We start from the raw sequence: 11,705 nt of genomic DNA on the forward strand, positions 1-11,705 counted from the left end.
AGGACCTGGCCCGGCTCCTGCCTTCCTGGTTGCGGTAACCTCTTAGGCCGAAGGCGACGATATCCCCCGGTGCTGCGGAGCGACCCATGCCAGCCACCCAGACTGCTGAGCAACCCGTATCAAGCGAAGGCTTCGAGGCCTTCCTCACCGAAGTCGAGGCTGGTGTCAGTGACGCCGCCCACGTGCAGTTGTTCCACGGGGCGCGGCTGCGGCTGGAGATCACCCTGCTGAAGCACGAGCGGAATCCCCGCGTGATCTGGGGCCTCAAGGGCCACGAAGATTGGGCCTTCAAAGCCACCCTCCTCCGTTTTGCCAGGGGCGCCGAACCCACCCACCTGGTGCTGGCTGCAGAGCAGAATGGCAGCGCCAAGGTGCGCGGCTGGGAGGTGAGCCGGACCATGGATGCCTTCCGGTCGAAGGCGCTGCCCGAGAGCCAGCTGGCGCAGCTGGGCTGCCCGGTTGGGGAGACGGTTCGGTCTCACTGAGGCTTAGTGCGTGTGCGCCTTTCCCAGCAGGCTCCACCGCCCGCCCAGGCGGGAGCGCAGCAGAGCCACGCATTCGAGGGCGCCCCAAAGCGCAGCGCCACCCAGCGCAAGGATGGGCAGGAGGATGAATCGGGCCGAGGCGGGTCGCAAGGTTCCTCCTTCTGCGGACTCCAAACCATAGACCCCGACCCACCCTCCCGTGTGTCCTGCGGGTGACAGTTGTGTGACTCGATAGAAAACCGCCAAGCGTGGGGATGGCGCGGGCTATGCTGCCCACTGCGCGCCCTTCCTGACCGAATGGAACCATGCCCCGGCTGCCCCTTCTCGAAGACCTGGCCAAGACCATCGATATCGGCGGCGCCCACTTCGAGGCGCGGGTGGTGTGCGAGGTGCTGTGCCGGGAGGAACCCATGCCGGTGCATGTGGTTTCCGTCGGCAACCCCGATCCGGCCCTGCCGGCGGTGGGCTTTTTCGGCGGGGTGCACGGGCTCGAGCGCATCGGCGCAGAGGTGGTGCTGGCCTACCTGCAGAACCTCGCGGGTCGGCTGAAGTGGGACGACACCGTGCATGCGCTGCTGGATTCCGTCCGGCTGGTGTTCATGCCGCTGGTGAATCCAGGCGGCACCTGGCTGGGCACCCGCGCCAATCCCAACGGGGTGGATCTCATGCGCAATGCCCCTGTGGAATCCGCGGAGCGCGTGCCCTGGCTGGTGGGTGGCCAGCGTCTCAGTCCGCGCCTGCCCTGGTTCCGGGGGCACCTGGGACAACCGATGGAAACGGAAAGTCAGGCCCTCTGCGAGGTGGTTCGCAGCGAGTTGCTGACGCGCCGTTTCTGCATCACCGTGGATTGCCATTCGGGCTTCGGCATGGCCGACCGCATCTGGTTCCCCTACGCCCACACCCGGGCGCCCTTCCATAACCTGCCGGACATGCACGCCCTCAAGGACCTGCTGCAGGAGACCCTCTGCAACTACAACTACATCTTCGAGCCGCAGAGCCGCCAGTACCTCACCCACGGCGATCTCTGGGATCACCTCTACGCCGATCCACAGCGGCGGCCCGAGGATGTGTTCCTGCCGTTGACGCTGGAGATGGGCTCCTGGAGCTGGGTCAAGAAGAATCCGCGGCAGTTCTTCTCCCTGTTGGGCAACTTCAATCCCCTGATCGAACACCGCCAGCAGCGGGTGCTGCGGCGCCACGTGCCCTTGCTGGAATTTTTCGCACGGGCCGCCTGCAGTCACGCCCGCTGGCTGCCTTCGGGCGGCGCCCGGCAAGACCACCAGGACCGCGCCCTGGCCCACTGGTACCCCACCTGGCCGCCTGAGGTTCAGCCGTGAGCACCTGGATTCTGCTGCGGGGCCTCACCCGCGAAAGCCGACACTGGGGGGATTTCCCCGGCCAGCTGCAGGCGGCGCTGCCACTGGCCCGCATCCTCGCCGTTGACCTTCCAGGAAACGGCACCTTCCATCAGGAGGCCAGCCCCCTCACCGTGCAGGGCATGGTGGCCCATGCCCGTGCCCAGCTGGTGGAACTGGGAGCCGCACCGCCCTTCCACCTGCTCGCGCTCTCCATGGGCGCGATGGTGGCCACGGCCTGGGCCGAGGCGTTTCCCGGTGAGGTCGCGGGCTGTGTGCTCATCAACACCAGTTTCCGCGGCTTCAGCCCGCCACACCGAAGGCTGCGGCCCCGGGCCTGGCCCAGCCTGCTTCGGATGCCCCTCACGCCTTCGGCCGAGGGGCGGGAGCGTCTGCTGTTCTCACTGACCAGCCGCCGGGAAGCTGGCCCCGTGCCGCCCTGGAAAGCCTGGGTCGAGATCCGTCGTTCTCGCCCAGGTCACCTGCGCAATGCCCTGCGCCAGTTGTTGGCGGCAGCGCGCTTCAAGGCGCCCGCCCAAGCCCCGGCTCCCACCCTGGTGTTGACCAGTGCCGGTGATGGCTTGGTGGCAAGCCGCTGTTCTCTGGATATCTCCCGGCGCTGGGCCTGTGCCCTGGCCATCCACCCATGGGCGGGCCACGATCTGACTCTGGATGATGGGGCCTGGGTGGCCCACCAAATCCGGCAATGGCTGAACGCCGGAGCGGGTTGATTCACAGGGCCAGAGGGCAGGGCCCTCATCTGTTAGGCACAACCGGGCCGGTTCTGGAAGGATGGAGGGTGGGGGTTTTCCATGAAACAGAGCAAGGTCATCGCCCTGGTCGCTCACGATAACCGCAAGCGCGACCTCATCGAATGGGTGTCCTGGAACCACGCCCTGTTGGCCCAGCACAGCCTGGTTTGCACGGGCACCACGGGACGCCTGGTGGAGGAAGCCCTGGTCCGCAAGGCCCGCGAGGCCAAAAGCCTCACGCCCACTTCTCCGATCCGCAAGCTGAAGTCCGGCCCCTTGGGTGGTGATCAGCAACTGGGCGCGTTGATTGCCGAGGGCCACATCGACATCGTGATCTTCTTCTGGGATCCCATGGAACCTCAGCCCCACGACGTGGACGTGAAGGCGCTTCTGCGCATCGCCGTGGTCTACAACATCCCCATGGCCTGCAGCCGGAGCTCTGCGGATTTCCTCATCTCGTCGCCGCTCCTGAACAAGGTGTACAAGCCTGCACTCACCGACTATTCGGGCTACATCAAGCGGAAGGTCGACGGCGATTAATCGCGGAGAACCTGCTTGAAGGCTGATTGAGGCTGTTGGCACAGCCTCTTTCCCGCGTTGTCACAGGTTGGTCGCCGGTGGGTGGGACAGTCAGAACTGCCCCCCACTGCGCAGCCGTCGCGGAGCTCTAGGGAATGACGGCTGTTTTCGTGCTTCGTCTCCTTCTCGGGTTCCCGTGGCTCCCCCGGAAGCGATCAGTGGCCCCGTGCCCTGGAGTTCCCATGTCCGTTCGATCCTGGCGTCCGGTCCTGTTGACCGCCCTCGCCTGCGCCACCATCGCCCAGATCGCCCAGGCCCAGAGCTCCGCGGGCTCCATCCATGGCCGGGTCCGGACCCAGAGCGGGAAAACCATCGCGGGCGCCAATGTGCTGCTGCGGCACTTGGCTGCGGGGCAAACCTACACTCAGGACAGCGACGCCACCGGCCAATTCCGCTTCACGTCGGTTCCCGAAGGCGAGTACGAGATCGTGGTGGTGGCGTCGGGCATGAAGCCCATGAACGGCACACGGGTGAACGTGGCCCCGGGCCAGCCCACGGAAACAGTCATCAGGATGGACCAGGACAACGCCAGCGCGGTGGTGAGCGTGGTGGCTGCGGAAGATACGGTGGCCGCGCGCACGGCGCCTTCCCAAGGCTCCCTCACCGCCCGTTCGGCCCAGTCCGATGTGCGGGACGAGTTCGTCCGCAACTTCACGGCCCCGGTGGTGGACTACACGCAGGTGGTGCAGATGGCCCCCGGCATGTTCAGCTACAGCCCCAACGGGCCAGGTCTCGGCGACACCAAATCCTTCTTCCGGGGCTTCTCGGATGGCGATTACACCATCACCTTCGATGGGATTCCCTTCCAGGACACCAACAGTCCCACGCACCACTCCTGGGCTTTCTTCCCTGGCCAGTTCCTGGGCGGAGCCAACATCGACCGCAGCCCTGGTTCGGCGGCCACCCTTGGGCCCACCAATTTCGGTGGCTCCATCAACCTGCTTTCCCGCATTCTCGAACCTGATCAGCGCATCAGCGCGGAGGGCTCGTTCGGCACCTGGAACACGTCGCTGTACAGCCTGGAATACGAAACAGGGACTCTGGGCCGGTCGAACCTCATGGTCAATGCCCATGAAATGAAATCCGATGGCTACCAGACCTTCAACAAGCAGCACCGGGATGCGGTATCCGCCAAGTACCAGTTCGCCGTATCCGAGAACACCCAGCTTACGGCCTTCGGATCCTACATGGACCTGCGGGCGAACACGCCCAACACCAAGGGCGGCACCCGTGCCCAGATCGCCCAGTTCGGCGACAACTACCTGATTAGCGGTGATCCGACCCAGGCGAACTACTGGGGCTACAACAACTACCACGTCAAATCCGACTTCTCCTACGTGGGTCTGTATTCCAACCTGGGGGACGGCTGGAAGCTGGACGACAAGCTCTACACCTATGCCTACTTCAACAACCAGAACTACAACGGCACCACCATCACCGCCACCAGCGGCACCGACAAGCTGAACAGCTACCGCACCACGGGCAACATCTTCCGTCTGAGTCAGGAATCTGGCGCGGGCACCCTGCGAACGGGCCTCTGGTCTGAAATTGCGAACACCAACCGCTTCCAGACGCCCGCGGATCCCCGTACCTGGGTAGATGCTGTGCTCCCCAATTTCCACGAAAAATTCAAGACGACCCTGCTGCAGCCCTTCGTGGAATACGAAATCAAGATCACCGCCGATCTGAAGCTGACACCGGGCGTGAAGTATTCCTCCTACAAGCAGGATCTCACCCAGTTCGCAGACAACGGCAAGACCGTGGGCAACCTCGGCGGCGCGGCCTCCATCGAGCATTCCGCGACCTACACGGCGGTGTTGCCCTCCCTCGACCTTCACTACCTGGTGCAATCGAACTGGTCCCTCTATGCACAGTTCTCCACCGGTGATGAGATTCCGCCCTCCAACGTGTTCGATGTGAAGAACGCCAATGTCACCGTTCTGCCGAAATCCACCCGGACCAAGACCTTCCAGGCGGGCTCGGTGTTCAAGTCCGATGCCTTCACGCTGGATGTTGATGCCTACCACATCACCTTCGACAACGCCTACTCGTCCACCACCGATCTGGCTGGCAACACCACCTGGTTCGCCAATGGCACCTCGGTGAGCCAGGGGCTCGAAGCTGAAAGCAACCTGGTTCTGGGTGGCGGGTTCAACCTCTATGCCAACGCCACGTTTGGAAGCGCGAAGTACTCTGATTCGGGCAAGTGGATTCAGAACGCTCCGCGGGACACCGAGTCGCTGGGCCTCTACTTCCAGCAGGGCGGGTGGAACGCTGGCCTGCTCGGCAAGCGCGTCGGGAAGATGTTCAACGACAATGGTGCCGTGCATGAAGCCATTGCCATCGATCCCTTCATCATCCCGAACCTCTTCGTGAACTATACGGTGAAGAACCTTACAAGCTGGCTGAAACAGGCCCGGTTCAAGCTCTCCGTCACCAACCTCACGGACAAGCACAGCATCGTGGCCGTGTCGCCCTTCGCCAAGACCACCTCGGCACCGGCTCCAGGCGATGTGCTCACCTTGCTGCCTGCGCGGAGCACCTCGCTCTCGGTGGGCTTCGACTTCTAGCGTTTCCGTTGGATGAATGCGCCGACCCTCCCGGATGGGGTGTCGGCGTGTGGTGGCGCCCTGGCAGACCGCACCTGCCAGGAAAGATCGAACACCACCCCACTCGCCTTCGGGCCGAGAACCCGGCAAAGTGGAGGGAATGCCAACCGTCCCCAGGATTCTCCCCGCATGAACCCCCTTCTCGACTTCAGTCGTTTTCGCTCCAACGATGATCTGGGTTTGGCTCTGAAAACCGGATCGGGACGCAGCGTCAACAAGGACGGCACTTTCAATGTGCGCCGGAAGGGACTGCCGCTGGTGCGCAGCTATGAGCTGTACCACCGCCTGATCACCATGGGTGGGTTCAAGTTCCTGGGCCTGCTGCTGCTGGGCTTCCTGATCGCCAATGCCCTCTTCGCCTCGATCTACCTCTGGATCGGCATGGAGCATTTCGTGCGCCCTGGTGGCGAGGGATTGCTGGATCGCCTGCTGGATGCCTTCTTCTTCAGCACCCAGACGTTGACGACCGTGGGTTATGGGCACATCAGTCCCAAGAGCCATCTGGTGAGCGCGGTGGCAGCCTTCGAGTCACTGTTGGGCCTGCTCAGCTTCGCGCTGGCCACGGGCCTGCTTTATGGCCGCTTCTCGCGGCCCCACGCCCAGATGTGCTTCAGCCACCACGCTCTGATCGCGCCGTACCGGGGGCACACGGGTTTCATGTTTCGCTTCGTCAACCGTCGCAGCAACCAGCTCATCGAGGTCGAAGCCACCGTGGTGTTCACGCTTCTCGATGCCGCCACGGGTAACCGTCAGTACTTCACGCTCCCGCTGGAGCGCAGCAAGATCAACCTGTTTCCCACCAGCTGGACGGTGGTGCACCCCATCGACGAGGCCAGCCCGCTCCACGGCCTCACCGCCGAGGATCTGCGCCAGGCCGAGGCCGAGTTCATCATCCTCATCAAGGCCTTCGACGATACCTTTGCCCAGACCATCTACCAGCGCACGTCGTACATCGCGGACGAGCTGCTCTGGGGCGTCCGCTTCCGGCCCATGACCAGCCCTGCGGCCGACGGGCACCTGGTGATGGAGGTGGGCCTGGTGGATGCGACAGAGCCGGGCTAGCGGAGGCTGACCAACACGGCGCTGGCCGGTGCCACCAAGAGCTTCAGCGTGGTGCCGGTGACGGGCTGACTGGAAGTGGAGGCGGGTGCCCAGGAACCATCGGCACCGATGGGCGCCCCATTGAGCAGGATCCCCGTGGGGCTGTCCAGGCTGGGGCCGCTGAGGGTGGTCAGTGAGGCAGTGCTGGCGGAGGCGCCCAGGCTGGCAGTGACACTGGCCGCCTGCGTGCGATCTTTGTTCACGATCACAAGGTTGGTGCTACCGCTGTCGGCCGCGACGGCATAGGCGCTGACGGCGAGGCCGTTGGCGGCTACGGTGGCGGGGAGGAGGGCCCCGGGTCCCGCCTGGGAGACGATGAATAGGCCGTAATATTCGGGGCGGGCTTCCACCACATGGGTGCCGTCATCGGCGATGGGAGTGTACCCCGTGCCGTTGCCGCCGCCGTGGAAGTTGACGCCGGCCGAGCCATTGAGGGCGTTGGTGAACAGGAAGTCGATGGCCCAGAGCGCCGTACCGAAGGCATCGCTCACATTGGGCGCGCCGCCGTTGTAGAAGGAGTTGGCTTCGGCCAGGCGGAAGCCCCGGGGGAGCGTGGCTGAGGCCTTCTGGAGGGCCTGCAAGGTCGTCGGCAAGGCCGGGTCGGGGGTGAGCAGCAGGTCGATGGTGGAGGTCGCGAGCTGGCCGTTGGCGCGGTAGTAGTGCTGAGTGAGCAGGCTGATGCCTGTGGCCTCATCCTTGGCGAAGGGTACCGTGAAGCCGGCGGTGTTGTAGGCGGAGGCTGGGCCCGTCAGCACGGCCCCGGGCACCTTGGCCTGGATGGCTGCGGCGTAGGCGCGCCACTCCGTCAGGAAATCCGCGTAGGTGAAGGTGGTCGCCCGAAGGCCGTTGGAGTGGTAGAGGTCCACTTCGTTGCCGATCTCGAAGCCGAAGAGGTGCGTGCCGAAGGCCTTGGCAGCGTAGGCGGCCTCGTCGGCCATCTGGGCGGGCGTGTTGGTGGCGTAGTTCATCGCATAGATCACCTGCCAGTTGGCCGCCTTGAGGAAACCAGCGAGCCGATCCACATCCGCCGACGCGACCTTGCCGGGGGTGAGGCCCGGCCCGGTTGGGTCCCAGGTGGTCTTGTCGACGCTGTTGCCCCCCACGCGCAGCACGCCGGGGCCGAGGCGCTTGAAGAGGGTCACCAGTCCAGCGTTCGCACCATCGAAGAGCGGGGAATTGAGCTTGCTCTTTTCATAGCTGAAGCCCACGAACCCGTTCTCAAGGCGAAGGCCCGTGTTGGTGCGCTGAATGGTGACGGCGACGGGGACACCGGTCACGGACGGCGGGGCCGGGGCGCTGGTGGCGGGCGAGCTGGAGCCGCCGCACGCAAGGGTCAGGCAGGCCATGAGGGGCAGGGCACCCCAGGTTAGGAGATGGGGACGAAGGCTCATCAGGGTTCCATTGGAGGGACGGATGCAAACATGGAAGGTTCGGGAGCCATGTCTCGCAGGATCAGACCAGCTCCAGGTCGCGGGTCTTCACGCGCGGGAAAACCTGATTCGCCTGGGCCTCGCTGAGCCCATAGATGCGGCGGAAGAGACCGCCCATGAGTGCTCGGTACTCGTTGAGCACAGGGTAGTCGCGGTCCTGGAATAGGGTCTTGCGCTCGATGGCAATTTGTTCACCCGCCACACGCTTGCCCTTCACACCGCCGCCCAGGATCCAGGCCACGCTGCCGTGGCCGTGGTCGGTGCCGCGGGTGCCGTTCTCGCGGAAGGTGCGGCCGAACTCGGAGATCACCACCACCGTGGTGCGGGCCCATGCGCTGCCCATCTCCTCGGCGAAAGCGGCAAGACCCTTGCCCAGGTTGCCCAGGTTGCCGTTGAGGATGGCCGCCTCGTTGGTGTGGGTGTCCCAGCCGCCGATGTCGAGAAACCCCAGGCCGAAGCGGTCGCGCAGCATGCGGCCCATGCGCCGAGCCTCCAGCTCGAAGCCCTTGGGCGAAATGGCGCTGCGGTTGGCTTCGTTCTGTTCGCGTGCGAAGTCCTGCGCGACCTCCTTGCGGAGCTGCAGCCCCTCCACCACCGATGCCTCCAGGGGATGGCCCTGGTACATCTCCGCCAGGAGGGCCATCTGGCGGTCGTCGAAGGCCGCCTTGCCCACCTGCTTGAGCGAGACGTTGGGCACTGAGAGGCTGCCCTTCATGGCCAGGGGCAGGCCGTCCGTGAAGGCGATGGGATTGGCGTTGCCCAGCACCTCGGCCAGGCGGTTGAGGAATCCGGAGCCGTATTCCTTCGGGCCATCCAGGGGCTCGCCGCCCTCGATGCTGTCCTGGGTTTCAAAGTGGCTGCGCGAGGTGTCGTGGGTGCCCGCAAAGGGCACGAAGGCCACCTGGCCCTGTTTCCACAGGGGCAGGATGGAGTCCTTCAGTGCCGGGTGCAGGCCCCAGGTGCCATCGAGCGCTGCACAGGACTGGGCGTCGGCCGCATCGGGCTTGGCCAGGGCCAGCGTGGGACGGGCTTCGTAGTAGAAGGAGCTGGCGTAGGGCACCAGCACGTTCGCGCAGTCGTAGCCGCCGCGCAGGAAGATCACAAGGACCTTGGGACTGGCGGCGGGCGCGGCGAAGAGTTGCATCCCCTTCAGCGCAAGGCCGGTGGAGGCAAGGCCCAGGAGGAACTGCCGTCGCTGCATGGGAACCTCACCGGGCCATGGATTCGGGGGAAGCCAGCAGGAAGGTGTTCCATTCCTGCTGCGAGGCGGCGTGGTCCAGGGCCTTCCGCGTGGCGGGGGAAAGCAGGGGTTCCACCACCTCGAAGTAGAGGCGCGAGGACAGCTGCGGGAAGCCGGTGACCGGGCCGGGCTTGCCGTCATCGCCATCGAAAAGGCCCGCAGAGCCATTGCCAATGGCACGGGCGATCTCGAAGCGCTTGGCCAGCTGGCCGGGACTGCTCCAGGCCTGCATCGTCAGGGCGTAGCCGTCGGGCGTTCCGTGGCCGTAGAGGGGCTCGCCAAGGGCATTGAGCCAGTTGGCCACGGGTTTCATGTTGAGGGGATGCTTGCCGTCATAGGCGAAGCGGAGGGTGCTCATCACGTAGTGCATGGGATCTCGAAAGCCGTTGCCCAAGCTGTCCGTGAAGGTCTTGGAGCTGAGCAGCACCCTCAGCACGGAGGGAATGTCGCCATGGGTGCGCGTGAACTCGCGGGCCAGCTGGTCCACCAAAGCGGGAGGGGGCGGTCCGCCCAGCCAGTAGGTCGCCAGTTTGCGGCTCACGAACCGGGCGGTGGAGGAGTGGGTTACCAGCAGATCGACGGCGCGTTCCACCTCGGCGAAGCCAGCACCTTGAATGCGGGTGCCCAGCAGCACCTTGTCGCCGAAATCGTGGCGGCCTGGATGGAACTCGAAGGCGCCCTCCTGGCGGTAGAGGGCCTGCCACTCGGGTCGGACCTTGCGGGGCTTGCCGACGTTCACCCCCACACCCGTCAGCACCCGCGCCAGCTCCTGCACGTCCTGCTGGGTGTAGCCGCCGTCGACGCCGAGGGTATGCAGCTCCAGCAGCTCTCGGGCGTAATTCTCATTGACCTTGCCACCGGCGCTCTGGGCGTTGTCGAGGTAGACCAGCATGGCGGGATGGGTGAGGGTGGCCATGACCAGGTCGCGGAAGCGACCCAGCGCGTGGGGCCGGATGGCCCGTTCCTCGTAGTCGCCCACGGTCCAACGCAGGTTGCCCTTGCCTTGAAACACGCTGAAGTGGTTGAGCCAGAACCAGGTCATCTGCTCCTGCAGCTGGGCGGGAGACCACAGGGCGCGCAGCAGGTGGCGGCGCGCGGCCTCCGAGGCCATCTGATTGGCCGCCTGGTTCTGGGCCTGCCGCGCCAATTGCTTCGCCTCTTCGTCCGTCAGCGACTGGATGCGCTTGTTTTCGGCGTCGACGTCCATCAACATCTCGACCAGCGGTTTCCGGGCTTGCGACTGCGCATCGAGCACTTCTCGCACATCGGCTGGCAGGATCAGGCCGCTGGGTTTCAGTTGCTCTTCCAGAAACCGCTTGCGGCCCAGCTGCCGATACCGCTCAACGGTGGCGGCATCCAGGCCGTAGGTGATGCGGTTCAGCCACCGGGCATCCTCAGCGGTGAGGCGAGTCGGCGCTTCGGCGGCAAAGGCCGCCCAGGAAGCCAGGAGGAGGAAAGCCACAATGAGGCCCCAAAGTCGCCAGGGCAGGCGCTGCAGATGGCGGGTTCGTTCCTGGCTTGCCATGGCGACCTCAGGCTAGCGGTGGGAGTTGGCGATGCCTTCTTCCGTGAACCGGATGGCTTCCTTGATGTGCTGGATGGCGCGCTTCTGGAGGCCCCGGGCGAAGTTGTTATCCTCCTCCTCGCGGCAATCCTTCTCGGCCTTGCGCAGCAGCTCCAGGGCGCGGTGGAGCTGGCCGCGGTAGTCAAGCTTCGCGTCGACGGGTGGGTGGTCGTTCAGGTTCTTGCCGTCGTCGATGGAGGCCTCCTTGATTTCGCGGATCGCGGCATCCACTTCGCGGATGGCCGTTTTCTCATCCCACTTCATTTCGGCGTTGCCGCCCCGGCGCTCCAGATGGGCGCGCGCGTGCCGCAGATCGGTGAGCGCATGCAGGTAGGCGGGGTGGTGGCCCGGCTGATCGGCGCGTGCCGCCATGGGGGCGGCCAGTGCGATGCAGACGATGGCCGCGTGGAGGGCGGGGCGGTTCATGGTGGCTCCTGAAAGGCGGGGGGAATCCCCGGAGGTGGAAATCGGATGGCACTGGTGCTTTTAACGCTTCTTCGGATTCAGCTCTGCCTGGGGGCCGTGACGCAGGGAGTGTTTCAGTCCTGGAACAGTCCTTCGTTATGGCCTTTGCTCGGAGGTTTCCCGCG

Annotated in this window: 11 protein-coding genes; 6 read left to right on the forward strand and 5 right to left on the reverse strand. The window is 65.1% G+C overall.

All coding sequences use genetic code 11. From position 1 onward, the window contains the following. The first annotated feature begins 86 nt into the window (after positions 1–86). Positions 87–485, forward strand: coding sequence for a hypothetical protein (locus Q9293_RS00915; RefSeq protein ID WP_306249287.1), 399 nt, complete (start codon positions 87–89; stop codon positions 483–485). Positions 486–488: 3 nt separating this feature from the next. On the opposite strand, the gene Q9293_RS00920 is transcribed toward Q9293_RS00915, so the two are convergent. Then, positions 489–635, reverse strand: a complete 147-nt coding sequence (locus Q9293_RS00920) for a hypothetical protein (protein WP_306249288.1) — start codon at positions 633–635, stop codon at positions 489–491. Positions 636–790: 155 nt separating this feature from the next. On the opposite strand from Q9293_RS00920, the gene Q9293_RS00925 reads away from it, so the two are divergent. The 5 genes from Q9293_RS00925 (at position 791) to Q9293_RS00945 (ending at position 6,842) form a co-directional block, all read left to right on the forward strand. Continuing rightward, on the forward strand, positions 791–1,822 hold the full coding sequence (locus Q9293_RS00925; RefSeq protein ID WP_306249289.1) for a M14 family zinc carboxypeptidase: 1,032 nt from the start codon (positions 791–793) through the stop codon (positions 1,820–1,822). Then, positions 1,819–2,571, forward strand: a complete 753-nt coding sequence (locus Q9293_RS00930; RefSeq protein ID WP_306249290.1) for an alpha/beta fold hydrolase — start codon at positions 1,819–1,821, stop codon at positions 2,569–2,571. The genes Q9293_RS00925 and Q9293_RS00930 overlap by 4 nt, the downstream gene beginning before the upstream one ends. A gap of 81 nt (positions 2,572–2,652) precedes the next feature. Then, a complete protein-coding gene (locus tag Q9293_RS00935; protein ID WP_306249291.1) occupies positions 2,653–3,132 on the forward strand; it encodes a methylglyoxal synthase in 480 nt (159 codons plus the stop codon). Positions 3,133–3,353: 221 nt separating this feature from the next. After that, positions 3,354–5,741, forward strand: coding sequence for a TonB-dependent receptor (locus Q9293_RS00940; protein WP_306249292.1), 2,388 nt, complete (start codon positions 3,354–3,356; stop codon positions 5,739–5,741). A gap of 168 nt (positions 5,742–5,909) precedes the next feature. Beyond that, the gene (locus Q9293_RS00945) at positions 5,910–6,842 is read left to right on the forward strand and encodes an ion channel (RefSeq protein WP_306249293.1); all 933 of its coding nucleotides are present in this window, start codon (positions 5,910–5,912) and stop codon (positions 6,840–6,842) included. Here the strand turns inward: Q9293_RS00945 and Q9293_RS00950 are convergent. The 4 genes from Q9293_RS00950 to Q9293_RS00965 all read right to left on the reverse strand — a co-directional run bounded on the left by Q9293_RS00950 (position 6,839) and on the right by Q9293_RS00965 (position 11,541). After that, on the reverse strand, positions 6,839–8,272 hold the full coding sequence (locus Q9293_RS00950) for a hypothetical protein (protein WP_306249294.1): 1,434 nt from the start codon (positions 8,270–8,272) through the stop codon (positions 6,839–6,841). The two genes, Q9293_RS00945 and Q9293_RS00950, sit on opposite strands and share 4 nt — an antisense overlap. A 61-nt stretch (positions 8,273–8,333) precedes the next feature. Then, positions 8,334–9,512 carry a DUF1501 domain-containing protein gene (locus Q9293_RS00955; RefSeq protein WP_306249295.1) on the reverse strand — a complete coding sequence of 393 codons (1,179 nt, stop codon included), beginning with the start codon at positions 9,510–9,512 and terminating at the stop codon, positions 8,334–8,336. A gap of 7 nt (positions 9,513–9,519) precedes the next feature. Next, positions 9,520–11,076, reverse strand: coding sequence for a DUF1800 domain-containing protein (locus tag Q9293_RS00960; protein ID WP_306249296.1), 1,557 nt, complete (start codon positions 11,074–11,076; stop codon positions 9,520–9,522). A gap of 12 nt (positions 11,077–11,088) precedes the next feature. Beyond that, the gene (locus tag Q9293_RS00965) at positions 11,089–11,541 is read right to left on the reverse strand and encodes a hypothetical protein (RefSeq protein WP_306249297.1); all 453 of its coding nucleotides are present in this window, start codon (positions 11,539–11,541) and stop codon (positions 11,089–11,091) included. Positions 11,542–11,705: the final 164 nt, after the last annotated feature.

The sequence above is a fragment of the Geothrix sp. PMB-07 genome, from assembly GCF_030758935.1.
GTDB lineage: Bacteria > Acidobacteriota > Holophagae > Holophagales > Holophagaceae > Geothrix.